The 25,622-nt window shown below is 70.4% G+C and carries 21 protein-coding genes; 11 read left to right on the top strand and 10 right to left on the bottom strand.

The window, feature by feature from the left end:
- Positions 1-62 precede the first annotated feature (62 nt).
- The gene (locus LXM64_RS01235; RefSeq protein WP_234074291.1) at positions 63-1,319 is read right to left on the bottom strand and encodes a GNAT family N-acetyltransferase; all 1,257 of its coding nucleotides are present in this window, start codon (positions 1,317-1,319) and stop codon (positions 63-65) included.
- 196 nt (positions 1,320-1,515) lie between these two features.
- On the opposite strand from LXM64_RS01235, the gene LXM64_RS01240 reads away from it, so the two are divergent.
- Both LXM64_RS01240 and LXM64_RS01245 read left to right on the top strand, forming a co-directional pair.
- Positions 1,516-3,624, top strand: coding sequence for an acyl-CoA dehydrogenase (locus LXM64_RS01240; protein ID WP_234074292.1), 2,109 nt, complete (start codon positions 1,516-1,518; stop codon positions 3,622-3,624).
- 32 nt (positions 3,625-3,656) lie between these two features.
- On the top strand, positions 3,657-4,226 hold the full coding sequence (locus LXM64_RS01245) for a DNA-3-methyladenine glycosylase I (RefSeq protein WP_234074293.1): 570 nt from the start codon (positions 3,657-3,659) through the stop codon (positions 4,224-4,226).
- Positions 4,227-4,233: 7 nt separating this feature from the next.
- Here LXM64_RS01245 and LXM64_RS01250 read toward each other — a convergent pair whose 3' ends face one another.
- From LXM64_RS01250 to LXM64_RS01260, 3 genes are read right to left on the bottom strand one after another with little or no spacing between them, the layout of a single operon-like run.
- A complete protein-coding gene (locus LXM64_RS01250; protein ID WP_137418295.1) occupies positions 4,234-4,701 on the bottom strand; it encodes a recombinase family protein in 468 nt (155 codons plus the stop codon).
- A gap of 32 nt (positions 4,702-4,733) precedes the next feature.
- Positions 4,734-6,458 carry a cation:proton antiporter gene (locus LXM64_RS01255; RefSeq protein ID WP_234074294.1) on the bottom strand — a complete coding sequence of 575 codons (1,725 nt, stop codon included), beginning with the start codon at positions 6,456-6,458 and terminating at the stop codon, positions 4,734-4,736.
- Between the two features lies 1 nt (position 6,459).
- Positions 6,460-7,473: a malate dehydrogenase gene (locus LXM64_RS01260; RefSeq protein WP_137418293.1), complete on the bottom strand. Its 1,014-nt coding sequence runs from the start codon at positions 7,471-7,473 to the stop codon at positions 6,460-6,462.
- 95 nt (positions 7,474-7,568) lie between these two features.
- Here LXM64_RS01260 and pip point away from each other — a divergent pair, with 95 nt between their 5' ends.
- The gene (pip, locus tag LXM64_RS01265) at positions 7,569-8,540 is read left to right on the top strand and encodes a prolyl aminopeptidase (RefSeq protein ID WP_137418292.1); all 972 of its coding nucleotides are present in this window, start codon (positions 7,569-7,571) and stop codon (positions 8,538-8,540) included.
- Between the two features lie 3 nt (positions 8,541-8,543).
- On the opposite strand, the gene LXM64_RS01270 is transcribed toward pip, so the two are convergent.
- Positions 8,544-10,304 (bottom strand): aldehyde dehydrogenase family protein, encoded by a 1,761-nt coding sequence (locus LXM64_RS01270; RefSeq protein ID WP_234074295.1) that lies wholly within the window; start codon positions 10,302-10,304, stop codon positions 8,544-8,546.
- A gap of 280 nt (positions 10,305-10,584) precedes the next feature.
- On the opposite strand from LXM64_RS01270, the gene LXM64_RS01275 reads away from it, so the two are divergent.
- Both LXM64_RS01275 and LXM64_RS01280 read left to right on the top strand, forming a co-directional pair.
- Positions 10,585-12,228 (top strand): GAF domain-containing sensor histidine kinase, encoded by a 1,644-nt coding sequence (locus LXM64_RS01275; RefSeq protein ID WP_234074296.1) that lies wholly within the window; start codon positions 10,585-10,587, stop codon positions 12,226-12,228.
- Positions 12,225-12,848 carry a response regulator gene (locus LXM64_RS01280; RefSeq protein ID WP_137418290.1) on the top strand — a complete coding sequence of 208 codons (624 nt, stop codon included), beginning with the start codon at positions 12,225-12,227 and terminating at the stop codon, positions 12,846-12,848. Before LXM64_RS01275 ends, LXM64_RS01280 begins: the two co-directional genes overlap by 4 nt.
- A gap of 209 nt (positions 12,849-13,057) precedes the next feature.
- On the opposite strand, the gene LXM64_RS01285 is transcribed toward LXM64_RS01280, so the two are convergent.
- The 3 genes from LXM64_RS01285 to LXM64_RS01295 form a co-directional block, all read right to left on the bottom strand.
- Positions 13,058-13,633 carry a DoxX family protein gene (locus LXM64_RS01285; RefSeq protein ID WP_234074297.1) on the bottom strand — a complete coding sequence of 192 codons (576 nt, stop codon included), beginning with the start codon at positions 13,631-13,633 and terminating at the stop codon, positions 13,058-13,060.
- Between the two features lie 138 nt (positions 13,634-13,771).
- A complete protein-coding gene (locus LXM64_RS01290) occupies positions 13,772-16,153 on the bottom strand; it encodes an acyltransferase family protein (RefSeq protein ID WP_234074298.1) in 2,382 nt (793 codons plus the stop codon).
- A gap of 90 nt (positions 16,154-16,243) precedes the next feature.
- Complete coding sequence (locus LXM64_RS01295) at positions 16,244-16,504, bottom strand: glutaredoxin family protein (protein ID WP_137418288.1); 261 nt, start codon at positions 16,502-16,504, stop codon at positions 16,244-16,246.
- 162 nt (positions 16,505-16,666) lie between these two features.
- Between LXM64_RS01295 and LXM64_RS01300 the strand changes: the two genes are divergently transcribed.
- On the top strand, positions 16,667-17,821 hold the full coding sequence (locus tag LXM64_RS01300; protein WP_234074299.1) for a glycosyltransferase: 1,155 nt from the start codon (positions 16,667-16,669) through the stop codon (positions 17,819-17,821).
- Positions 17,822-17,830: 9 nt separating this feature from the next.
- Here the strand turns inward: LXM64_RS01300 and LXM64_RS01305 are convergent, their stop codons facing one another.
- Positions 17,831-18,982, bottom strand: a complete 1,152-nt coding sequence (locus tag LXM64_RS01305) for a polysaccharide deacetylase family protein (protein WP_234074300.1) — start codon at positions 18,980-18,982, stop codon at positions 17,831-17,833.
- Positions 18,983-19,158: 176 nt separating this feature from the next.
- Between LXM64_RS01305 and LXM64_RS01310 the strand changes: the two genes are divergently transcribed.
- The 5 genes from LXM64_RS01310 (at position 19,159) to LXM64_RS01330 (ending at position 25,174) form a co-directional block, all read left to right on the top strand.
- Positions 19,159-20,859: an AMP-binding protein gene (locus LXM64_RS01310; protein ID WP_234074301.1), complete on the top strand. Its 1,701-nt coding sequence runs from the start codon at positions 19,159-19,161 to the stop codon at positions 20,857-20,859.
- 69 nt (positions 20,860-20,928) lie between these two features.
- Entirely contained in the window at positions 20,929-21,759 is an 831-nt protein-coding gene (locus LXM64_RS01315) for a PhzF family phenazine biosynthesis protein (RefSeq protein WP_234074302.1), read from the top strand.
- 135 nt (positions 21,760-21,894) lie between these two features.
- Positions 21,895-22,551 carry a fasciclin domain-containing protein gene (locus tag LXM64_RS01320; protein WP_137418283.1) on the top strand — a complete coding sequence of 219 codons (657 nt, stop codon included), beginning with the start codon at positions 21,895-21,897 and terminating at the stop codon, positions 22,549-22,551.
- A gap of 58 nt (positions 22,552-22,609) precedes the next feature.
- Entirely contained in the window at positions 22,610-24,256 is a 1,647-nt protein-coding gene (locus LXM64_RS01325) for a molybdopterin-dependent oxidoreductase (RefSeq protein WP_234074303.1), read from the top strand.
- Positions 24,257-24,370: 114 nt separating this feature from the next.
- Positions 24,371-25,174: a DUF72 domain-containing protein gene (locus tag LXM64_RS01330; protein ID WP_234074304.1), complete on the top strand. Its 804-nt coding sequence runs from the start codon at positions 24,371-24,373 to the stop codon at positions 25,172-25,174.
- Positions 25,175-25,198: 24 nt separating this feature from the next.
- Here the strand turns inward: LXM64_RS01330 and LXM64_RS01335 are convergent, their stop codons facing one another.
- Positions 25,199-25,504: a heavy-metal-associated domain-containing protein gene (locus tag LXM64_RS01335; protein ID WP_234074305.1), complete on the bottom strand. Its 306-nt coding sequence runs from the start codon at positions 25,502-25,504 to the stop codon at positions 25,199-25,201.
- Between the last annotated feature and the right edge of the window lie 118 nt (positions 25,505-25,622).

The following is a 25,622-nucleotide window of genomic DNA, read 5'->3' on the forward strand; positions in this document are numbered from 1 at the left end:
ACCGTGGAGATCTCCTGCGGAGCGTGCGCGTCGCGCGGTGCCGTGCGCGGCCGGGGGAGGCCTCAGGCCGGGGGGAAGCTGCGCACCCGTTCCACCCGCATCCGGAACGGGTGGGTCGACTCCTCCCGCGGCGCGAGGGGGAGGTCGTAGACGTCGAGCATGAGCTGCACGGGGTAGTCGATCGACTGGTTGACGGTCTTGACCCATCGCCCGTCGATGAAGAATCGGATGCGGCCGGGCGACCACTCCACCGCGTAGTCGTGGGGCTGCGTGAGATCGCCCTCGACGCGGATCTTCTCGACATCGTCGCGCAGTCCCGGGTCGTGCTGGGCCTTGACGCCCACGCCCACCCATCCGCCGTCATCGTCGAGCTCGTGGCCGAAGATCTCGCACACGCAGATCTCCCCCGAGTGCTCCGGGGTGTCTTCGACGCCGATCGGCCAGAACGCGACCATCGCCCGCGCGTCGCGCACCGCCGTCATGCGCACCTCGATCACGCCGTACCGGACGAGCCACAGCCCCGCATCCGGCTGCTCTTCGCGCACGACGAGACCCTCGCGGAAGCGATGCTGCCCGACGGATGACCCTTCCGGTCCCGAGCGCTGCCCCGTCTGCAGGTGCGATACCCGCACCTCTCCGTCGATGTCGGGCGCCCACGGCGCGGTGTCGTCATCGATGCGCAACTCGAGCCCTTCGGATCCGGTGCGCCACCTGGCGCCCGTCGTCGCACGCGACGCCCAGTGCGGGAGGTAGTACGGCCACCACCGCTCCCGGTCGAGGGCGCCGGAGAACCGCTCGTCGACATCCGGCACGCGATCGCCGATCTCGAGCGGCGACATGTCGAGCGTCCACGTCGTCACCGTCAGCGATCCGCCCCGCCAGGGCTCGGTGAAGGTGCTCCCGCGCGTGAAGCCGACCGCACGGCAGACGCCCTGGGATGCCGCGTTGTCGGCACCCGGGTAGGCCACGAGCAGCGTGCGGTCGCCGCGATGCCGCACACGCGCGATCAGGTGCCGCAAGGCCGTCGACGCGATGCCGCGCCCCTGCCATGCGGGCTCGACGCTCCATCCGGCCTCGTACGCCGGGGCGCCGTCGTGATCGACCTGCCAGAACCCGATCGCGCCGACCGGCTCGTCGTCGACGTCGATGCGGTACATCTCGGCCTCGCCGCTCGCGTTCAAGCGCAGGTAGCGCTCGTGGCGCTCGGCGACCTGTGCCTCGGTCTCGGGTCCGCCGATGAACCGCGTCATCTCCGGCGTGTTCGCGCGCTCGAGCACGGGAAGATCCGCAGAGGACCAGGGCTTCAAGGTGAGCGTCATGGGCGTACCTCCCGCATCCAGTGTGTCCGAGGCCTCCGACACCGTGGCGTCCTCGTCGGCCGATGTCGCCAGCACACAACCGGATGCGGCGACGTGGCTGCATCCGGTTGTAGAGGATCTGCAACCGAGTTGGGCTCCGGTTGTCGTGCTCCTACCGTCGAGATCGTCTTCCTCTGTCCCACCGAAGGGTGATGCCATGACCGACGCCGTCGTCCGTCCCGCCAAGCCTGCGACCAACCGTCGCACTCCCGCCGGGGGTGCGCCCACCGCCGCGCACTCCGCGGCAGAGGCCTCCGAGCCCCGCATCGACCTGCCCGCCGTGACCGAGATGCTGCTCGGCACGTGGGGCAAGACGCGCCGGGAGGCGCGCGAGATGATCAAGGATCCGGCCTTCTGGCGGATCGACGGCCAGACGGTCGCCGAGCACCGTGACCGTGTCTTCGGTCAGCTGGGTCTCATCGTCGAGCAAGGCGTGTCGGCGCGCGCGTACCCGGTCGAGTACGGGGGGCTCGGCGACAACGGCGCGAACATCGCAGGCTTCGAGGAGCTCGTGCTCGCCGATCCGAGCCTGCAGATCAAGGCCGGCGTGCAGTGGGGGCTCTTCGGTGCCGCCATCCAGCAGCTGGGCACGAAGAAGCACCATGACAAGTGGCTCGCCGACGTGGTCACGCTGAAGCTGCCGGGTGCCTTCGCGATGACCGAGACCGGTCACGGATCGGATGTGGCCGCGATCGGCACGACCGCGACGTACGACGCCGACACGGAGGAGTTCGTGATCCACACGCCGTTCCGCGGCGCGTGGAAGGACTACCTCGGCAACGCGGCGGTGCACGGGCGCGCGGCGACCGTCTTCGCGCAGCTGATCACCGGTGGCGTCAACTACGGCGTGCACTGCTTCTTCGTGCCGATCCGCGACGAGGCGGGCGACTTCCTGCCCGGCGTCGGCGGCGAGGACGACGGCGTCAAGGGCGGCCTCAACGGCATCGACAACGGCCGCCTGCACTTCGACCAGGTCCGCGTCCCCCGCGAGAACCTCCTCAACCGTTACGGCGACGTCGCCGCCGACGGCACGTACTCGAGCGAGATCGCGAGCCCCGGTCGCCGCTTCTTCACGATGCTCGGCGCCCTCGTGCAGGGTCGCGTCTCGCTCGACGGCGCCGCCACCACGGCCGCTGCTCTCGGACTCAAGATCGCCGTCACCTACGCCAACCAGCGCCGCCAGTTCGATTCCGGGTCGGGGACCCCCGAGGTGACCCTGCTCGACTACGGCAAGCACCAGCGCCGGCTCCTGCCGCGTCTGGCCACCGTCTACGCGCAGGCGTTCGCGCACGACGAGTTCCTCAAGAAGTTCGACGGCGTCTTCTCCGGCCGCACCGACACCTCGGAGGAGCGCGAAGACCTCGAGACCCTCGCCGCGGCGCTGAAGCCGCTGTCGACGTGGAACGCGCTCGACATCCTGCAGGAGTGCCGCGAGGCGAGCGGCGGCGCAGGCTTCCTCGCCGAGAACCGGCTCGTCGGACTGCGCAGCGACCTGGACGTGTACGTGACCTTCGAGGGCGACAACAACGTGCTGCTCCAGCTCGTCGGCAAGCGTCTGCTGTCGGACTACGCCTCGCAGTTCAAGGGCAAGGATGCGGCCGCCCTCGCGCGCTTCGCCGTGGGGAGCACCGCGGGCAAGGTGTTCCACGGGGCGGGGCTCCGACAGCTCGGGCAGTCGCTCGCCGACTTCGGCTCGACCGCTCGATCGGTGGAGCTCGGGCTGCGCGAGGACCAGCAGTTCGAGCTTCTGGCGGGACGCGTGCAGCAGATGGTCGCCGACGTCGCCGCGCGCCTTCGCCCGGCGTCGAAGCTGCCCGCCGCCGAGGCCGCCGCGCTGTTCAACGAGTGCCAGTACGACCTCATCGAGGCGGCGCGTGCGCACGGCGAGCTGCTGCAGTGGGAGGCCTTCACCGACGCCGTGCACCGCATCGGCGACGACGGCACGCTGCGGGTGCTCACATGGCTGCGCGACCTCTTCGGGATGAGCCTCATCGAGAAGCACCTGTCGTGGTACCTCATCAACGGTCGCCTCTCCGCCCAGCGCGCCGGTTCCGTCTCGCGCTACATCGGTCGTCTGTCGGCCCGGCTCCGCCCGCACGCCCAGGATCTCGTGGATGCGTGGGGTTTCGAGCCGGAGCACATCCGCGCGCACATCGCGTCGGGTGCGGAGCAGCAGCGGCAGGACGAGGCGCACGCGTACTATGCGGAGCTGGCCGCATCCGGTGAGGCGCCGGTCTCGGAGAAGTCGCTGCAGAAGAAGCGGTGAGCGGTGTCGGCGCCCGCCGATAGCGTGGGCGGATGACCGACATCCTCGTGGGAGAAGACGGCCGCGCGCGCTGCGCGTGGGCCGGTGCCGATCCCGAGTACCTGCGCTACCACGACGAGGAGTGGGGCAGCCCGCTCCGGGGTGACCGGCCGCTGTTCGAGAAGATGAGCCTCGAGGGCTTCCAGGCCGGCCTGAGCTGGATCACCATCCTGCGCAAGCGCCCACGCTTCCGTGAGGTGTTCGCGGGCTTCGACCCGGATGCGGTCGCCGCCTTCGACGAGACCGACATCGAGCGGTTGATGGGCGACGCCGGCATCGTGCGCAATCGGGCCAAGATCGAGGCCGTCATCGGCAACGCGCGTCTTGTTCAGGCCATGTCGCCGGGCGAGCTCGACACGCTGATCTGGTCGTTCTCGCCCGAGGCGCACGTGCCACCGGCCTCCTTCGCGGAGGTGCCGGCCACGACGGCCGAGTCGACCGCGCTCAGCAAGGAGCTGCGCCGTCGGGGGTTCCGTTTCGTCGGTCCCACGACGATGTACGCCCTGATGCAGTCAGCCGGCCTCGTCGACGACCACGTCGCCGGCTGCTGGCGCGCGGCCTGAGTCGTCGTCAGCGGCCGGTGTCGAACAGGTGCCGGCCGGAATGGCCCAGCACCTTCACCATCACACCGCGTCGGCGAAGCTCCGCGACCGTGCGGGTCTCCTCGTCGATGTTGCGGCCGAGCGCATGCACGCTCGCCACAACGAGGACGTCGCCGCGGGTGAGGCGCCCGAACAGGCGGCTCAGGCGCTCCTCCCACGACTCGAGGATGTCGGGGGCCGGGTGGCGGAAGCCGTCGATGGGCACCCCGAAACGCGTCAGCTCGGCGCGCTGCTCGACGACCGAGGGCATGTCGTCGCGGTTCACGACGAGGCCCACGAGGCGCGCGCCGGTCGGTCGGGCACGCCACCAGTTGCGGTCGGTCTGCAGTTCCGTGAAGCACTTGGGGCAGTCGGCCGCCGGGTGGGGCAGGTGCAGCGGCGCGGTCGCGGGATCGGCTCCCGCACCGGCGTCGGCGCCCGTCCCCTCGCTGATCATGCGTCCATTGTCCCCCGGATCGGGTGGCGGTGTCACTCGGCGCCCGTCTCGTCCGACAGGCGCAGCTCGAGGCTGATCTGGTCGGCGTCGAGTTCGGCGAGAGCGTGGCGCAGTGCCGCAGTGCTGAACGACCCCGACGATCCCGCCTCGAGCAGGCGCTCGCGCATGGCGTCGATCATCTCGAGTCGCAGCTCCAGCACCTCGCGTGCGGCTGCCGTCATCTCATCGTCGGGCGGGTCCACGAGCCTCGCTCCCACTCGCGTCAGGATGCGTTCGCTGAACTCCGTTCCGTCGCGCCGGCGCAGATCGTCGTCCTGGAGTCGCTCGGATGCGGCCTCGCGCAGCACGTCGTCCAGCCGCCGCTGCTCCTCGCGCGTCGGTCCCGCGGACTCCGGCGGGATCCGGAGCAGACGCACCAGAGCGGGGAGGGTGAAGCCCTGCAGGAGCAGGCTGATGATCGCCACCATGAAGGCGACGAAGATGAGCAGCGGGCGGTGGTCGGTGCCACGCGGGAGGGTCTGCGCCGCGGCGAGGGTCACGACGCCCCGCATCCCGGCCCAGACGATGATCGTTCCGTGCTTCCACCCGAGCGGGGCGGAGCGGTAGTAGTCCAGGTCGGCACCCAGGCGCGCGAGCCGCTTGCGGATCGACGGGATGCGGCGCATCGCCCGCTCCGGGTTCGATCTCTCGATCGGTATCGTGCCGTCGGCCATGCCCTGCAGCCTGTTGTCGACGCGTTCGATGTCGAAGCCGGCGAACCGCCGCGCTCGTCGCCCCTGCTGCCAGATCAGGAGGGCGACGTACACGCCGCGGACGGCGACGATGATGCCGAGGGCTGATAGGGCGAGCCAGGTGCCGTGCCACAGACCGTCGTGCTCGGTCAGGTTCTTGTTGACGACGTCGGTGAGCTCCAGCCCCATGACGAGGAAGACGCCGCCCTCGAGGACGAGCTCGATCGTGCGCCAGTTGGCCTCCTCCGACAGCCTCTGCTCGGGCGCGAATCGTCTGGCCGCGCCTTGTCCTGTGACGATGCCCGCGACGACGGCGGCGACGAGCCCCGAGCCGTTGAGCTCCTCGGTGGGCAGATAGGCGATGAAGGGGATCGCGAAGCTGATGGCGGTGTTGGCCGCCGAGTGGCCGACCCACGCGCGCACGCGGAGGTTGACCCAGCCGACGAGTCCGCCGATCACGAGGGCGATCAGCACCGCCCACAGGAACGACAGGATGGTCTCGCCGAACGAGAAGCCGGCGGCGATCGCGGCCGTCGAGGTGCGCAGCAGCACCAGCGCCGTCGCGTCGTTGAGCAGGCTCTCACCCTCGAGCATCGTCGTCACGCGTGTGGAGATGCCCATCCGTTTCACGATGGAGGTGGCGACCGCATCCGTCGGCGAGAGGATCGCACCCAGGGCGATGCCGAGGGCGAGGTCCAGACCCGGGATCACCCAGGTGAAGAAGAATCCGAGCAGCACGGCGCTTCCCACCACGAGCACGACCGACAACCCCGCGATGGGAGTGAAGTCGCGACGGAACTCGATCGCGGGAAGCTGCACGGCCGAGGAGTACAGCAGGGGTGGGAGCACGCCCACGAGGATCCATTCGGGATCGACCTCGGGGATGTCGGGCACGAACGGCAGGGCGGCCAGCACGAGGCCGATGGCGACGAGCACGAGAGGACCGGCGATGTTGAGCCGCCGGCCCAGGGCCGTCACGATGGCGACGACGATGATGCCGCCGACGATGACGGCCAGATGCTCCACCTCAGATCACCCCCAGCGCCCGCACGGCCTCGCGCTCGTCGGCGAGCTCGGCGGCTGAGGCGTCCAGGCGTCGGCGGATGCGGGCAGGAACCTCCAGCCCCTCCACGATGCGGTAACCGCTGCCGTCCGAGCGCACCGGGAAGGAGCTGAAGAGCCCCTCCGGGACGCCGTACTCGCCGTGCGAGACGACCGCGGCGGAGGTCCAGCCCTGCTGCGTGCCCGCGACATCGTCGCGGATGTGCGAGATCGTCGCATTGGCGGCGGAGGCGACGGAGGAGGAGCCGCGCACTTCGATGATCTCCGCCCCGCGCTTCGCCACCCGCGGGGTGAACTCGTCGTCGAGCCAGCGGATCGCCGCATCCTCGTCGCCGAAGCGCGCGGCGAGCACCTCGAGGGCGGGTGCGCCGTCGATCGTCGCGTGGGTCACGTCGGGAACCTGGGTGGCGGAATGGTTGCCCCAGATGGTCACGTCGCGCACGGCCGATACGCCGACACCGACGGCCTCGGCGAGCTGCCCGACGGCGCGGTTGTGGTCGAGGCGCGTGAGTGCGGCGAAGCGTTCGGCAGGGACGTCGGGCGCTGCGGCCGATGCGATCAGCGCGTTCGTGTTCGCGGGGTTGCCGACCACGACGGCCCGGACATCGGATGCGGCGTGCGCCGCGATCGCGGCGCCCTGGGGCCCGAAGATCCCCGCGTTCGCGGCGAGGAGGTCGCCGCGCTCCATGCCGGGGCCGCGCGGGCGCGCGCCGACGAGGAGGGCGATGTTGCAGCCGTCGAACGCCACGGCCGGATCCTCCGTGACCTCGACGTCGCGCAGCAGCTCGAAGGCGCCGTCCTGCAGCTCGAGGGCGGCGCCCTCCGCGGCGCGCAGTCCCTGGCGGATCTCCAGCAGCCGCAGCCTGACGGGTCGGTCGGGGCCCAGCATGTCGCCTGCGGCGATACGGAACAGCAGCGCGTAGCCGATCTGCCCTCCGGCGCCGGTGATGGTGATCGTGGTGGGCGCAGCTGTGCTCATGCGATGAGCATACGAGCAGGCTCATCGCGGGCACATCCCGGTGAGCGCCATAGCGCATCCGTGGACAGGATGGGGTGGCAAGGTACCGTGAGGATATGACGGTCTCCGAGCTCGACGACATCCTGTACCCGCCGATCGAGCCCTATGAGAGCGGAGAGCTGCTGGTCGGCGACGGGCAGCGGATCTACTGGGAGCAGTCCGGCAACCCGGAGGGCAAGCCGGTCGTCTTCCTGCACGGCGGGCCCGGCGGCGGGACCTCGCCCTGGCATCGACGTTTCTTCGATCCGGAGCGCTACCGGATCGTCCTGCTGGATCAGCGCGGATGCGGCAAGTCGACCCCGCACGCGAGCGACCCGACCGCCGACCTGCGCTTCAACACGACCTGGCACCTGGTCGCCGATCTCGAGCTCCTGCGCCGCAACCTCGGAATCGAGCGCTGGCAGGTGTTCGGCGGCTCATGGGGGTCGACCCTCGCACTCTCCTACGCCCAGGCGCACCCTGAGGTCGTCACCGAGCTCGTGCTGCGCGGGATCTTCACGCTCCGCCGGCACGAGCTGGAATGGTTCTACGAGGGCGGTGCCTCGGCGATCTTCCCCGACCTGTGGGAGGGCTACGTCGCCGAGATCCCGGTGCTCGAGCGCAGCCGCATGATCGAGGCCTATCACCGACGCCTGTTCGACGCGGACCCGGCCGTGCACCGACCCGCCGCGCTCGCGTGGACCCGGTGGGAGGCGTCGACGCTCACGCTGCGTCCCGACCCGGATCTCGTGGCGTCGATGACGGATCCCGATGCCGCCACCGCGTTCGCGCGCATCGAGAACCACTACTTCGTCAACCACGGATGGCTGCGTGAGGGCCAGTTGATCGAGGAGGTGGACCGCATCCGCGACATCCCCGCGGTCATCGTGCAGGGCCGTTACGACGTCTGCACGCCGATCATGACCGCCTGGGACCTGCACCGGGCCTGGCCCGAGTCGGAGCTGATCGTCGTGGACGACGCCTCGCACTCCGCATCCGAGCCCGGTATCGCGGCGGCTCTCCGGGCGGCCACCGACCGGTTCGCGTGAGGCTCAGGCGCCCATCGCTCTGATCAACGTCAGAGCGAGCCCGAGCGGATTGCGGTCGACCCGATAGCGGGTCAGCCCCTCGCTCACCGCCGCCGCTGTGCGTGCGGAGACGAACCACGGCGGGGTGGGCAGCACGGAGAAGCGCCCCGCGCCCAGCGAGCGAGGGAACGGGCGGAAGGGCCCGCGCAGCACCGACCGTTCGACGTCTGCCAGCAGCGAGGTGTTGTGCACGACGCCGATGCCCGATCCGACCTCTCGCACATCGGAGCCGGGGAAGGCGCCCCAGCTGAGCACGGGTGTCGCGAACAGCACGCCGGTCCACGCGTTGATCGCGATCCCGCCGTAGCGCAGATCGGCGATCGCCCTCTCGAAACCCGCCCCCATCGCATCCTCCGCGTCGGGGTCGACGATGACGTTGGCGCCCAGGGTGCCCGCGAGCGACGTGTTCGCGTGGGCGACGGCGGCGTCGAGGAAGTCCTGACCCGTTCCGGGCAGCTCCACCACGCCCAGCACGGGCGCGAAGTACTCGGTCGTCTCCAGCTCCGCGGCATCCTCCCCCGGCGCCACCTGCACGAGCGCGCGGCTGTGTCCGGCTGACCACTCGGCGCTCGGATACGTCGCCTCGAGCGCGTGCAGCCGCTCGTCGGCGCGGGGGTACCAGACCGGCCGTGCCGGGGCGCTGCGGTACGCCTCATGCAGGGCCCGCAGGAACTGCTCCCGCTGCGGCCAGTCCGCGCTCAGCAGCACGACCTGACCCGCGATGCAGTTGTGGCCACTGTTGTGCAGACGCATCGTCGCGATGTGAGCCGCCTGGAAACGGAGATCGGCGTCGGTCCACTCACCCGGCACCACGATGATCGGAGACACTCCGCCGAGCTCCGCCGTGATGGGGGTGCGAAGGCGCGGCTCGTCGGTGGTGCGGTCCCGGTCGCCCCAGACGATGGCATCGAATGTCGCGGCGGACCCCGTGATGTGCACGTGCTCGATGCCCTCGTGTGCGGTGAGGTAGGCGCCGACATCGCCGCCGCCGCGCACGATCCGCACGAGTCCCCGACCGATGAGCGGCGCGAGCGCGCGCTCGAAGACCGGCACGAGGTCGTCCTGGGTGGGGTTCACCTTCAGCAGGCTCACGCGGTCGAACGCGAGCAGCTCGTAGAGCACGTCCAGGACCGGGATCGCGGAGATGTTGCCCGCGCCGAGGACGAGTCCCACCCCGGCGGTGCCCGGAGAGACCTGCGCGAGCCCCGCGCGGCGGATCGCGGAGGATGCGTCGGTGCCGGGGCGCAGCCAGATCTCTCCCGTGAATCCCGACAGCAGGAGGTTGTCGATGGGTTCGCGTGGGAAGACGTGCGCGCGGATGCGGTCGCCCGGGGCCCGGTCGAGGCGCACCCCGTCGAGCGGGCTGCCGCCGGCGGCGATCCGGCGGAGCGTCGCGAGGTAGCCGTCGAGTGCGCCGAGCACGGCGTAGGGGCCCGAGAGCCACTCCTCGCCGCGGAGCGGGTGGTCAGGGGAGAGCCCCTTCGCGCGCGCGGCGACTCCGGCCCAGTCCGCGGCGGCGGCGCCGACCGCATCCCTCGTGGCCGAGAGCGCACGGATGCGCTCGGCGATACTCGAGCGGGACCAGAGGGCAGCTCCCTGACGGAGCGCGACCAGGTCGTCGGCGATCGCGGCTCGGAGCCGTGGATCGAGCTCGGGCGCGGACACGGGCGTGGGCGTTGCAGAGGACTCGGACGCGGGCACGGCGCTCTCCTTCGGGTGGGCCACCAGGTAAGTGTGCCGCGCCCGGCGTTCCGGATGCTGTGAGCCGGGCCTGGAGCACAACGCGCCGGTCGTCGGGGGTCGCCCGCTTTGTTCGCCTGTCACAGATCGAGCCGGACGGCTCGATCTGTGACAGGCGAACACGGGGGGTGGGGGACCAGGTGGGGGACGGGTGTACGGGGCGGGTGGTGGACGAGGTGGGGAAGAGGTGGGTAGTCACGGCGGCGGTCGGAGGGTGCTGACAGGGGCACACCTAGACTTGGGCGCGACATCAGGGGAGGGGACCGTGGCCGACATCGAGGCGCGACTGCGCAGCCTGCTCTCGCTGAACGCGGCGATCGTCGGCCACATCCATCTGCACTCCGTGCTGCGCGAGATCGTCGAGTCGGCCGTCGACCTCGTCGGTGCGCGATACGGCGCGATCGGCGTGCTGGGCGCCGACGGCGCGATCGTCGACTTCGTGCACGTGGGCATCGACGAGAAGACGGCGGCGCGGATGGGGCATCCGCCGCGTGGACGCGGCCTGTTGGGTGCGATCGTGTCCGAGAGCGTGCGGGTCGATCACGTTGCCGCCGATCCGAGATTCACCGGATTCCCCGCGCACCACCCCCACATGGACAGCTTCGTCGGGGTCCCGATCCGCGTCCGTGAGGAGATGTTCGGCAACCTCTACCTCGCCGAGCACCCGGACGGCCATTTCACCGAGGAAGACACGGAACTCCTGCGCTCGCTCGCCGTGACGGCGGGCATCGCGATCGAGAAGGCGCGCCTGTACGAGGCGGCGAGGATGCGGGAGCGCTGGGCCGCTGCGACAGCAGAGGTGCGCGCGGTCTTCCTCGAGGTCGACGACGAGCGGCCCTACCGGCTGCTCGCCGAGCATCTGCCGACGCTCACGGGTGCGGCGCTCGTGGCGATCATCACCTCCACCGAACGCGGCACCGTGCGGCTGCAGATCGTGCGCGGCGACGCGATGGCGCGCCAGCTGGAGAGCGTCGAGCTTCCCGGTCACGATCGGGTCGCCCGCGCCCTGCTGTCGACGGGTGCCACCGTTCTGCCCGAGGTGGCACTGCCCACGTTCGAGGGCGAGACCGTGCGATTCGGCGATGCGTTCGTCGTGAGCCTCGGCGGACAGGACGGCGCGGATGTGGGGGTGCTGCTGGCCCGGCACCTGCGCGAACGGCCGTTCAGCGACGACGACATCCGGCGCACCACCGCGCTGGCCTCCGTCGCGGATCTCGCCGGGGAGCTCAGCCGTGCGCGCGCCGACCGCCACCGCCTCGCACTGCTGGAGGACCGCGGCCGCATCGCGCGCGACCTGCACGACAACGTGATCCAGCGCCTGTTCGCGGCGGGGATGCAGCTGCAGGTCGTGTCCGCCGGCGTCGACGATCCGCGCGTCGGGGAGCGTCTCTCGGCGCAGATCGACGCCCTCGACGAGGCGATCGCGGAGATCCGCACGGCGATCTTCGCCCTGCAGCACGACGACGTGGGCGGCGTCACGGTGCGCGATCGCATCGTGGACGTCGTCGGAGAGTATCGAGCCCTGCTGGCGGATCCGCCGCGGCTCGTGTTCCGTGGTCCGGTCGATCACGACGTGCCCGCCGACCTCGCCCCGGAGGCCGCCGCCGTCGTGCGCGAGGCGCTCTCGAACGTCGTCCGGCACGCCCGCGCCTCGCACGCCGAGGTGCGGGTGGAGGTGCGCGACGGCCGCATCGTCATCGAGGTCGGCGACGACGGACGCGGGCTGGATCCCGCCCGTGAGCGACGCAGCGGTCTCAGCAATCTGCAGGCGCGCGCCGAGGCCCGCGGCGGCACCTTCGCACTCGCGCCCCGCCCCGGCGGTGGCACCCTCGCCGCGTGGAGCGTGCCGCTGGCCGCTCCGGCGGCCGCATCCGATGACGAGACTTCACGGCAGGAGGCCGACACATGATCCGCGTCTTCGTTCTCGATGACCACGAACTCGTGCGCCGCGGGGTCGTCGACCTCATCGACGCCGCCCCGGACATGGAGGTCGTCGGTGAGGCGTCGACGGCGGCGCAGACGCTGCCGCGCGTGGATGCGGTGCGCCCGGACGTCGCGGTGCTCGACATGCGCCTGCCCGACGGCGACGGCATCGATGTCTGCCGCGACGTGCGCTCCGCGCATCCGGAGATCGCGTGCCTGATCCTCACCGCCTTCGACGACGACCGCGCGAGCGAGGCGGCGGTGCTCGCGGGTGCTGCGGGCTACGTGCTCAAGGACATCCGCGCGAACGGGCTGCTCGACAGCATCCGTCAGGTCGCCGCGGGCAAGACCCTCACCGGCACCCGCGCCGCGGAGCTGGTCCGCTCGCGTGCGGATGCGCAGGCCGCCCCCCAGGTCGACCTCACGCTGCGCGAGCGGCAGATCCTCGACCTCATCGCCGACGGACTGACCAATCGCCAGATCGGCGAGAAGCTCAACCTGGTCGAGAAGACGGTCAAGAACTACGTGTCCGGGTTGCTGCGCAAGCTCGGCATGGAGCGCCGCACCCAGGCCGCGGTCTACCGCGCCGAGCAGCGCCGCTCCTGACCCCGCGCCGCCGCCCTCGGTCCCCGGGCGTGACGTCTCGGGTCCTCCGAGCATGCAACGGCGCCGGGCCCCTCGGACAGGCGAAGGCCCCGGTTCCGGGAGCGGAACACGGGACCGGGATGAGGGTCGGTACGGCGGACGTGCAGACATGACGATGCGGCGCTCCCCGGGCGAGGAAGCGCCGCACCGTCACGCGGCCAGCAGGTCGGCTAGATGAGCCAGTGGTTCTTCTGCACGATGGGCAGCTTGCGCCACTGGGCGCCGAGGCCCCACGTTTCGCCGGCCGCAAGTGCGACGAAAACGATGAGCATGAGGGCGTAGATGATGTGGTAGTCGACGACCGGGTTGGTGGAGCCGGTGCCCCAGATCATCGGGAACTCCGCCATCCACATGAAGAGCATGATCGCGCTGCCGGCGACGGCGGCGACCCGCATCCCGATGCCGAGCATGACGGCCAGTCCCACGCCGAGCATGCCGGCCATGAACAGCACGTCGGTCAGTGGTGTCGCGATCGCCTGGAAGATCCCCTTGAACGGGCCGCTCACGGCCTCGCTGTTGAGGAAGCCCTGGGCGGGCGTGCCGCCGTTGATCCAGGCCCGCTCGACCGGAGTGGAGAAGCCCAGGCCGAAGGTCTTGTCGAGGAAGGCCCACAGGAAGATGAAGCCTGTCGCGAAACGCGCGATGGCGACGGTGCGTCGAGCCGCGAGGCTGGTGACGACGCTCGCCTCTGCCGTGATCGGCTTGGCAGCGACCTGCGTCCGGACATTTGCGGTGATGGTGGCCATGAGAGGTGTGCTCCTTTCGATCCCTCGGAGCGGCGGTGTGGGGCCGGAACCTGGGGGCTGTGTGTGTTTGTTGGTTCCACCCTCCTCCGCTCGGACAGGGGCGGATAGGGACCTAGGTCCCACCGTCACGGCCGCCGCTCAGAGGAGTCCTGCGGCCGCCAGCTCCGCCCGCAGGATCGGGGCGATCCGCTCGGCGAAGGGCACGCTGAGGTGCGTCTGGTCGTACTTGACCGGCAGTGCCCCGGCGAATGCCGGGCACACGCCCTCCCAGCAGCTGAACGGCAGCGAGCTGATCGCGTGATCACCGGATGCGGCGGCCGCCCGCTCGGCCAGCGCCTCCATCTGCTGCCAGGTCGGCGACACCGCGCTCGCGCAGTCGTAGGGCGAGGTGAGCGGCGAGTAGCAGCGCGCGAGGTCGGCGCCCTCCGGGGGAGGAGCGAGGTGCACGATCCGCCCCGGCGCGCCGTAGCCGGCCGCCTCCGCCTGCTGCGAGGCGATGAGCGTCTCGGCGCTGAGATCCTGCCCGTCCGGGGTGTGGCCCAGTGTGTACGCGTCGCTCATCACGACGATGCTGGGACTGTCGGCGAGCACCATGGCGCGTACGTCGGCTTTGCGCTGCTCGCAGGCCGCCATGACGCCGGCGCCGTCGTTCTGCACCGCCACCTCGGTGAACCGGCAGCCGTACAGCCCGACGGTCGTGACCCGCATGGTGCCGCCGCTGTCCTCTGCCATCTTCTTGAACGCGGGGGCGTACGCCATGGCGGTCGAGTCGCCGACGAGATAGATGCGGGTGGCGGCCTGCTCCGAACCCCAACTGCACCGGCCGGCGTCCGGGGTCACGTCGGGAGCGAAGCAGTCCCGTGCCGGATTGTCCGCCGAGCCTCGGGCGATCACGGTGTCCAGCGACGGCGAGAGGGCCGGCCATTGCGTGGCGGATGCGGCGGCCGCCAGTTCGTTCTGGATGGCGGCGAGAGGGTCGTCGCCGCCCGCCTGGGCTTCGGCGGGAGGGGAGAGCGGCCCGATCACCGGCGCGCCGAAGATGCTCTGCGCCACCAGCACGGCCGTCAGGACCGCGATGCCCAGCCCGGAGGAGGCGAGGACGATCTGCGTTCCGAAGCGGCCACGCCAGGCGCTCCACGCGGACCGACCCTCGTTCTCCTCCTCGGTGGCTACCTCCTCCGTAACGACGATCGGTGCCACCACCGGTTCCGGGTCGGGATCGGCGAGCACCGGCTCGATGACGCGGTCGGCGGGGAGAGGTCGCGGCCGGGGCGAGCCGGGGTAGTACCGGGTGCCCGGCGTCCACCCCGCGGGACGCGTCGCCACGACGCGCGGCTGCGGCACGGCGCGCGGCTGAGCCGAGGCGACTGGCACAACGGCGGCGGTGCGCGGGGCTGCGACGGGTTCCGACGGCGCGGGCTCGGCCGCATCCGTTGCGCGCGGCAGCAACGGCGCGTACCGCAACGGCTGCTCGACGATGAGATACGTCGCCAGCGACAGGACCGCGATCGCCCCCAGGGTGAGCCAGAGCGCTTCGTCGCGTCCGGCGAGGACCACCGAGGCGAACACGATGACAGGGAAGTGCCACAGGTACAGCGAGTACGACATGTCGCCCACGAAGACGCTGAGCGGATTCGTCAGGGGGAACAGGTGACGGTGGCGCGGATCACCGCCGACCCCTCCGGCCAGCACGAGCGCCGTCGCCGCGACGGGGAGAGCGGCCCAGGGTGCGGGGAAGCCGCCTGCGGCCGGATCGATCACGGCGAACGCGGCCGCGATACCCGCGAGACCGACCCACCCCATGATCCCGCCGACCGGCCGCGGGATGCGCGCGAGCAACGGTGCGGCGACGGCCAGCATCGCGCCCGCACCCAGCTCCCACGCCCGGGTGAGCGTGGAGAAGTAGGCCACGGTCGCCTCCGACGCCGTCTGCGATGCGGCCCACAGCGCCGAAGCGAGCACGATCGCCCCTGCGATCCCCGCCACCGTCAGACGGCCACGCCGGCCGCGCCGCGCGGCCGAGGGCAACAGCAGGAGGCTCAGCACCACGACGCCCGGCCAGACCAGATAGAACTGCTCCTCCACCGAGAGCGACCAGAAGTGCTGCAGGGCGGATGCCGCATCCGTCGCATGGAAGTAGTCGGTGCCCGCCGCGGCGAAGTGCCAGTTCGCTGCGAACAGCGCGGACCATGCCGCATCGTGAAGCGTGCGCTCTGCGACGACGACGTTGAACACGATGAAGCCTCCGCCGACGGTGAGGGCGAGGACGACGACGGCCGCGGGCAGCAGGCGTCGCGCACGCCGCCCGTAGAAGCGGGCGAGACTCACCCGCCCCGTCGCCTCGACCTCGCGCAGCAGCAAGCCGGTGATGAGGAAGCCCGAGATGACGAAGAACACGTCGACGCCGACGAAGCCCCCGCGGGGCCACCCCGTGGCATGGGCGCCGACGACGGCGAGCACAGCGAGGGCGCGCAGGCCCTGGATGTCTCTGCGGGATGCGGGGGGAGGAGTGCGGTTCACGTGCTGATTCCGGCGTAAGCCGGAATCAGTGTACGGGGAGCGGTCCCACGCTCTGCGGCGCCGGCATCCCGTTCAGAGGCGGGGTGCCGCTCAGATGATCGACAGCTCGCGCAGCTTCGCGTCGACGTCCGCGTTGGACGGCTCGACGTGGTGGGTCGCGTCGGGGTAGACCACGACCGGGATGTTGGTGCGCCCGGAGATCTCCCGGGCCACCTCCGCCGCGGCGGGGTCGGCCTCGAGGTCGACGTAGGTGTATTCCACGCCCAGCTCGTCGAGCTGAGCCTTCGTGCGGCGGCAGTCGCGGCACCACTCGGCGCCGAACATCGTGATGCCGGATCCCGTTTCGCTCATGGATTCCAGGGTACGGGTAAACAGCCCGTGATCGGGTGGTTACGAGTTGGCTAGCGGATTCCTATGCGCAAGCTCAACCCCAGGGAATTGACAACCGGAGCGTGCCAGGATGAGGAATGTCGCCCGCACTCGGGCGTTCACAGCTTCCATCAGGCGGTGCACATGCAGGTCACGGTCATCGTCCCCACGTTCAACGAGGCGCCCAATGTGGCGGAGCTCGTGCGTCGGGTCGCCGCAACCGCGAAGGGCTTCGGCGTCGACATCCTTTTCGTCGACGACAGTACGGACGAGACGCCCGACGTCATCCGACGCGTGGCGGCCACCGCCAGCATCCCCGTTCGCCTCATCCACCGCGACGACCCCGTGGGGGGTCTGAGCGGAGCCGTCGTCGCCGGTCTGGATGCCGCCCCCAGCGACGTCTGCATCGTCATGGACGGCGACCTTCAGCACCCGCCGGAGGACATCGCCCGTCTCGTCGGGCGCTACCTGCACGGCGACGTCGATGTGGTGGTGGCGTCGCGCTACACCGCAGACGGCACGGCGGGCGGTCTCGCCGATCGGTCGCGCGTGATCGTCTCGCGCGGGTCCACCGCCGTGACGAAGGCGATGTTCCCGATCCGCCTGCGCGAGGTCACCGACCCCATGACCGGGTTCTTCCTCGTGGACCGCCGTGCCATCGATCTCGACCAGCTGCGCCCGCGCGGCTTCAAGATCCTGCTCGAGATCCTCGCGCGTCGTTCGCTGCGCGTCGCCGAGATTCCGTTCGCGTTCGCCGACCGCTTCGCGGGTGCCTCGAAGGCCTCGTTCTCGCAGGGCATCTCGTTCCTCGCGCAGCTCGCCATGCTCCGCTTCGGCAAGATGTCCGCCTTCGCGCTCATCGGTGCGCTGGGCGCGGTGGCCAACGTCGCCATCGTGTGGCTGCTCTCGCACGCCGGTGTCACCGACCTCGCCGCGATGATCATCGCCGCGGAGACGACGATCATCGCGAACTTCCTGCTGCAGGAGCGGTTCGTGTTCCAGGACATGCGGGAGCAGGCGTCCGGGATCGGCAGCAGGTTCGCGAAGTCGTTCTCGTTCAACAACGTCGAGCTGCTGATCCGCATCCCGATCACGACGCTGATGATCTCCACGTGGCACATCTCGGTGGTCATCGCCACCGCGGTGACCCTCGTGGCCGCCTTCGTGGTGCGCTTCCTGTTCCACTCGCTCGTCGTCTACGCACCCCGCCGCGCCTCGTCGCCGCGCCCGGCGCCCTCGCGCGCCCGCTACTTCGTCGAGGAGATCGACCGTCAGGCGATCTCACCCGGGGAGATCTGATCCGCCGGATCAGCCGATCAGGTTGATGAGGTCCTGCAGGCCCATCCCGTAGTTGATCCGCACGGTGGGCAGAGCCAGCTTGTCGGTGCCGGCGTGCACGTAGCCGGGTTCGATGGTGCGGGCCATCTCGTAGCCGGCCTGGCGCAGGCCCTCTTTGGCCGTGTCGTTGTAGTGGCCGTAGGGGTAGGCCATGACTTGCTTCACGCCGAGGACCGCGGCCGAGGCGTTCATGTCGGCGACGATCTGGTCGACCGAGTAGTTGACCATCCGGCCTTTGCCGTTGTCGCCTGCCGTGTGCATGTCGTGGGTGTGCGAGCGCTGCAGCACGTGGAGGCCCGGTGACGGCGCCTGCCGCGCTCCGGTGATCACGAACGAGGTCGTCAGCACGCCGTACTTCTCGACCACGGGAACGGCCAGATCCAGCCAGGTCTGGTCCGCGTCGTCGTCGGTGACGATCACGGATTGGTGGGGCAGGTAGAGCTGACCGTCGATGAAGGCGCTCAGCTCGTCCCAGGTGGGCAGGTAGAACTGCTTCTCGGCGATGTAGGCCATGTGCGCGTCGAAGTCGTTGATGTACGCGTAGTTGCCCTTCAGCCAGCCGTCTTCGCCCTCGGGCCGGGTGGTGAACTGGTGATACATGAGGATCGGGACGCCGACGTCCTCACTCGCGACCTCGTCGGGGCTCTTCCACGCGCCGTACAGCGTGATCTCGTCGTCGGCGCAGGTCACGACGTCAGCGCCGTTCACGCGCGCCGCGATCGTGAAGGCCTGTGCGTCGGCGGGACCGGCGTACCAGCCCGCGAAGACCGCGCCGTCCCGGCGCGGGATCGGCAGGGAATCGTAGAGAGCGCCCTGCGACTGAAGCTGCGGCGGTTCGGTGATGGCGTCGCCGGCGAAGCTCACGGCGCACGCGGCAGGGTCATCGCTGTCGGCGAGCAGTTGCTGGCTCGCGGTGAGCGGGGTGGGGGTGGGAGTGGGCGTCGGCGTCGGTGGGGCTGTCGATTGGGCAGCCGGTGACGCTGTCGAGGTCGTTGCGCGCACGACGGCCACGACACCGAGGGCGATCAGGACCACGGCGAGGACGCCGATGGCCGTGACGAGTGCTCTGCGGCGGCGCAGCACCGAGCGGCGTCCGCGTTGCTGTCGTCTGGTCGTCTCCATGAATCCCCCGGTGCCGTGCGGTCGGCTCCCCTTGGCGGCGACGACCGCACCGATGCTATCGGGCGAGCCCGGGAACGGATGCCGCGGCCCGCACATACGCGGTTCTAGACTGACCGGACGGCGCCAGAGCCCGCTCGCGAGCGCCGCATCCTCTCCCCGTCGAGAACGAAGACACGATGCTCCACTCCGCTGCCGGCCGCGCATTCCGCGAGGCCAGGGACTTCCTGCTCGCCCACTCCCACGACATCGAGGCCGCGCGCGCCGGGTTCGTCTGGCCCGACGTCGGAGACCACTTCAACTGGGCCGTCGACTGGTTCGACGAGATCGCTCTCGGCAACGACCGGCTCGCCTTGCGGGTGCTCGAGGAAGACGGCACCGAGGAATCGCGTACCTATGACGAGATGCGGGTGCGCTCCGACCGCGTCGCGAACTGGCTGCGCGAGAAGGGCGTGCGCCGCGGTGACGCCGTGATGCTGATGCTCGACAACCGGGTCGAGCTCTGGGAGGCGATGCTCGCGATCATGAAGCTGGGCGCCGTCATCCTGCCGACCTCGGTCGTGCTCGGACCCGACGATCTGGCCGAGCGCATCGATCGTGCAGGCGTGCGGGTCGTGATCGCGGATGCGGCGGATGCGGAGAAGTTCGACGCCCTCGACCCCGGGCTCGTGCGGGTCGTCGTCGGCGGAGACCGGGAGGGCTGGGCTTCGTTCACGGATGCGGACGCCGCATCCGACGAGCGCCCCGGGGTCGTCGTGGACTCCACCGACACGGCGATCGTGTACTTCACCTCCGGCACGACCTCGCGCCCGAAGATGGTCGAGCACACCCACGTCTCGTATCCGGTGGGCCACCTCAGCACGATGTACTGGATCGGTGTGCGCCCCGGCGACGTGCACATGACGATCAGCGCGCCCGGCTGGGGCAAGCACGCCTGGAGTCTGTTCTTCTCGCCGTGGATCGCCGAGGCGACAGTGTTCGTCTACAACTACCGCCGTTTCGACGCGGTGGCGCTCGCCGGCGAGCTCGACCGCGCGGGGGTCCACACGTTCTGCGCACCGCCGACCGTGTGGCGAATGCTCATCCAGGCCGATCTCGAGCACAAGCCGCGGGCGCTTCGCGAGCTGCTGTCGGCCGGTGAACCGCTCAACCCCGAGGTGATCGCCACGATCGAGCGCTGGTGGGGCATCCAGATCCGCGACGGCTACGGGCAGACCGAGCTGACGGCCGTCATCGGCAACACCCCGGGCGTCGCGCTCAAGCCCGGATCCATGGGACGCGCGCTTCCCGGCGTCGAGATCGTGCTGCTGGACCCGGTCACGGGCGAGGTCGCCGACGAGGGGGAGATCTGCCTGCCCACGGCGCCGGTGCGGCCGCTGAACCTCACGCCCGGCTACATCGGCGAGCCCGAGCGCACCGCCAAGGTCGAACACGACGGGTACTACCACACGAGCGATGTCGCCGTCCGCGACGCCGACGGCTTCCTGACCTTCGTCGGGCGCACGGACGACGTGTTCAAGGCCAGCGACTTCAAGGTGTCGCCGTTCGAGGTGGAGTCGATCCTGCTCGAGCACGCGGCCGTCGCCGAGGCCGGCGTCGTCGGAGCTCCGGATGCGGTGCGACTGAACGTCGTCAAGGCCTACGTCGCGCTCGCCGCGGGGGTGGAGCCGGATGCGGCGACCGCGCGCAGCATCCTCGCGCACGCGCGCGAGCACATGCCGCCGTACATGAGAGTGCGCCGCGTCGAGTTCTTCGAGCTGCCCAAGACGATCTCCGGCAAGATCCGCCGCGTCGAGCTGCGCGAGCGCGAGGAGGCGGCCGGGTCCGAGCGCATCGGCTCCGAGTTCCGCGAGAGCGACTTCCCCGACCTGAAGGGCTGACGCCCGACCGGTCCACGCAGAGCCGGGTGGACCGGAGCCGGCGCGCCGGTGCGTGGGTAGCGTGGCACCGTGAGTGAGATCGAGCACTGGACCGCCTTCTCCGACGACCCCGCGGGCGGCAACCCGGCCGGAGTCGTGCGCGCCGCCGAGGGGTGGAGCGACGAGCGGATGCAACGCACCGCTGCCGACCTCGGGTACGCCGAGTCCGCGTTCGCGACCACCGATGAGGACGGTACCCGCCGGATCCGCTACTTCTCTCCGATCGCCGAAGTGCCCTTCTGCGGGCACGCGACGGTCGCCACGGCCGCGGCGCTCGCGGAGCGCGAGGGCGACGGTCGATTCGTGTTCGAGACCGCGGTGGGCGGAATCGAGATCGAGACACGTTCGGACGACCAGGGGCGCCTCGTGTCGTTCACGAGCGTCGAACCGGATGCCGCGGAGCTGACGCCGGAGACGCGGGACGAGCTCATGGCTCTTCTGGGGATCGATCGGGATGCGCTGCATCCGTCGTATCCGCCCGCTCTCGCGTACGGCGGGAACTGGCATCCGCTGATCGTGCTCGCCGAGCGTTCGGTGTTCGACGCGTTCACGTTCGACCCCGGCGCCGCGCGCCGCCTGCTCGACGAGAACGGATGGCCCGCCACGATCATCGTGCTCTGGCCCGAGAGCGACACTCTCTGGCACGCGCGCAACATCTTCCCCGTCGGCACGGTCGCCGAGGATCCCGCCACGGGTGCTGCCGCCGCGGCCACGGGCGGATACCTGCGCAGCCGCGGCCTCGCGCCGCGGCGCATCCGGATACGGCAGGGCGCACACGTGGGGCGGCCGAGCGTGCTCGATGTGGACGTGACCGAGACGGGCGGAATCGTGGTCTCCGGGAGGGCCGTGCGCATCCGCTAGAAATTCTTCCCATCCGTTTCACGGGGCACGCCGAACAGATGATGTACGCCGCAAGAGTGCGGCGGCCTCGCTCCCGGCACCGGGGCGTGTTCTGAACGAGTCGGCACACAGCGACTCTCTGATTCGGAGGACATCATGCGCACCAACAAGAAGCACCTGTTCGGCGGCCTCACCCTTCTCGCCGTCGCCGGGTTCGCACTCGCCGGCTGTGCGGGCGGATCTGCCGGTACGTCCGAGAGCACCATGGCGCCCGAGACCTCGACGGCGGCTCCGATGCCCAGCGAGACGATGGATGCAGCATCCGACCTCGTCGGGGCCGGCTGCGCCGACTATGCCGCGATGGTTCCCAGCGGCGCAGGCTCGGTCGAGGGCATGTCGCTCGACCCGGTCGCGACGGCCGCATCCAACAACCCCCTGCTCACCACCCTCGTGGCGGCCGTCAGCGGCCAGCTGAACCCCGACGTGAACCTCGTCGACACGCTCAACGGCAGCCAGTTCACCGTCTTCGCTCCCGTGGATGAGGCCTTCGGCAAGATCGACGCCGCGACCATCGACTCGCTGAAGACCGACAGCGCGGCGCTCACCAAGATCCTCACCTACCACGTGGTCCCCGGCCAGATCGCCCCGGACGCGATCGACGGCACGCACACCACGGTCGAGGGTCAGGACGTGACGGTGACCGGCAGCGGTGACAACATCATGGTCAACGACGCCAAGGTCATCTGCGGTGGCGTGAAGACCAAGAACGCGACCGTGTACCTCATCGACTCGGTGCTGATGCCCCCCATGTAATTCCTGAACACTGACGACACTCCGGCGTGACCGCCGGACCGGCGAGCGGAGACCGACCATGACACGACTGCGGATACGCACGACGTGGGGTTGGGCTTCGCTCGCCGGTGTCGTTGCGGCGGCGGCCTTCCTCGCAGTCAGCGAGGCGGTCGCTGCCCTCGTCTCCCGGGGCGCCAGCCCGCTGATCGCGGTCGGATCGTTCGTCATCGACATCGTGCCGCGGCCTCTCAAGGAGTTCGCGATCTCGACGTTCGGCACGGCCGACAAGCCGGTGCTGCTGGCCTCGCTCGCGGTGGCCGTCGTCATCGCCGCGGCCGTCATCGGCGTCGTCGAGACCGTCCGGCCTCTCTGGGGCATCGTGCTCTTCGCGATCGCCGCCGCCCTCGCGACCGCGGCGGTGGTCACGCGTGCGGATGCAGGGGCTCTCGCCGGAGTCGCCTGCGTCGCGGGTGGTGCGGTCGGCATCGCGATGCTCCTGCTGCTCACCCGACGTCTGCGCCGCTGGAAGCTCGCCGCCGCTGCGGCGCCCGCGGCCACCAGCCCTGTCGAAGAGACCCGCGATGCGCGCTCCGGCGGCTCGGCACCGCGTCCCCCGTCCCCCGAACGACGCCCGAAGTCCGCGCCGTCCGACGTGCAGATGGACCGCCGCGGGTTCTTCATCCTGACCGGCATCGTCGCCGCATCCGCTGTCGTGGTGGGCCTCGGCGCCCGCGCGCTCAACGCGACGACCGCATCCATCCGGCAGATCCGCGATGCGCTCCGGCTGCCCTCACCCAAGACCACGGTTCCCGTCCCTCAGGGCGCGGAGCTCGACATCGACGGGATCTCCCCCCTCTTCACCCCCAACGCGGACTTCTACCGCGTCGACACCGCGCTGACCGTTCCTACGGTCGATCCGAACACGTGGCGCCTCGTCATCGACGGCATGGTCGACAAGCGCGTCGAGCTGAGCTTCGACGATCTGATCGCCCTCGGGCTCGACGAGTACGTGATCACGCTCACGTGCGTCTCGAACGAGGTCGGCGGCGACCTGGTCGGCAACGCGCGGTGGCTGGGCGTGCCGGTGCGCACCGTGCTGGCTGCGGCCGGCGTGCAGTCCGGCGCCGACATGGTGCTCTCGCGCAGCGTCGACGGGTTCACCGCATCCACCCCGCTCGAATCGCTGACGGATCCGGGTGTCGACGCCATCTTCGCGGTCGCGATGAACGGCGAGCCGCTGCCGCTCGAGCACGGTTTTCCCGTGCGGATGGTGGTTCCCGGACTTTATGGCTACGTGTCGGCGACGAAGTGGGTGGAGGAGCTGAAGGTCACGACCTTCGCCGCCGACACCGCCTACTGGACGCCCCGCGGTTACAGCGAACGCGCACCCATCAAGTTCTCGTCGCGCGTCGACACCCCGAAGATCGGCAAGCCGGTCGCGGCGGGCAAGGTGCCGATTGCCGGCATGGCGTGGGCGCAGGGCGTCGGCATCTCGGCGGTCGAAGTGAGCATCGACAACGGCGAGTGGCAGCGTGCCACCCTCTCCTCGCCCGTCAACAAGGACTCCTGGGTGCAGTGGGTGCTCGAGTGGGACGCGACTCCCGGCTCGCACTACATCGCGGTGCGTGCGATCAACGCCGCGGGCGAGCTGCAGATCGAGGAGTCCGCACCGATCGCCCCCGACGGCTCGTCCGGTTGGCAGCGCACGCTCGTGACGGTGAGCTGAGGGCGCGCGAGCATCGACTCGCGAGACTGCTCCGGTAGCACGGCGCGGGTCGAGGCGCCATCGGGTGGGCCGGCCGCATCCGTCGCCGTAGCGTCGCGGGCGCGAGGAGGTGGCATGGGTCGCGACGTGCGCGTGGGGATCTCGGGGTGGAACTACCCGTCGTGGCGGGGCGATTTGTACCCGAAGGGGCTCGCACACGCAAGGGAGCTCGCCTACGTCGGCGAGCGGATGCGGAGCGTCGAGCTCAACGGATCGTTCTACTCGCTGCGGCGGCCCACGAGCTATCAGCGCTGGCGGGATGCGGTGCCGGACGACTTCGTCTTCGCCATCAAAGGCTCGCGCTACATCACCCACATGCTCCGCCTGCGCGATGTCGATCAGGCGCTGGCGAACTTCTTCGCGTCGGGCGTGCTGGCGCTCGGCCCGAAGCTCGGCCCTGTGCTGTGGCAGCTTCCGGAGCGCGAGGAGTTCGACGTCGACGTGCTCGAGGACTTCCTGTCGCGTCTACCGGTGTCGACGGGCGGCGCCGTGGAGCTCGCCCGGCGTCACGACGCGCGGGTCGAGGGACGAGCGTGGCTCGAGATCGACGAGGACCGGCCCCTTCGGTACGCGTTGGAGCCGCGTGCCCGCTCGTTCGAGTCCCCGGCGCTCGCGGCCCTGCTGCGGGAGCACGACGTGGCGCTCGTCGCCGCCGACTCTGCGGGAACCTGGCCCGGATTCGGCGAGCAGACCGCATCCTTCGCCTACGCGCGCCTGCACGGGTCGACGGACCTGTACGCGAGCGGTTACACGGATGCGGAGCTCGACGCCTGGGCGGAGCGGATCTCAGGGTGGTCGGGCGACGTGTACGTCTACTTCGACAACGACGCGCGCGGACGGGCGCCGCACGACGCCCTTGCGCTCGCCGCGCGGGTATGACGCTCGGCAGCGCGAGGGCGCGGCTCAGGCCAGCGCGTAACCGGCCTCGTCGATCGCGGCGGCGATCACCTGCGGGTCCACGGGGGTTGCGGCGCGGAACGTGACACGCGATGTGCCGCCGGCCTGCAGGTCGACGGAGACGTCGGTCACCCCCTCGATGGCGGTGAGCTCCTGGGTGACGGCCGATACGCAGTGCGCGCACGTCATCCCGGTGACGAGGATCTCCTGGGCGTCGGCGGCTGCCGGCTCGGATGCGTGGTGGTCGCCGTGACCGCCGCAGGCGCATGCCGCCTTGGGCTCGGTGCGGCCGAACTCGATGCGCTGAATCATGTGGGCTCCGTTCCGTCATCAGCATACCCCGAGGGGGTATGGGTGAGCGAGGGTTGGGGCTCACTCTACGGTGATGTGGATAACGCTCCGGCCGTTCGGCGCCGTCTGTAAGCTCCCT

The organism is Microbacterium binotii (assembly GCF_021398715.1).
GTDB classification, from domain to species: Bacteria; Actinomycetota; Actinomycetes; order Actinomycetales; family Microbacteriaceae; genus Microbacterium; species Microbacterium binotii_A.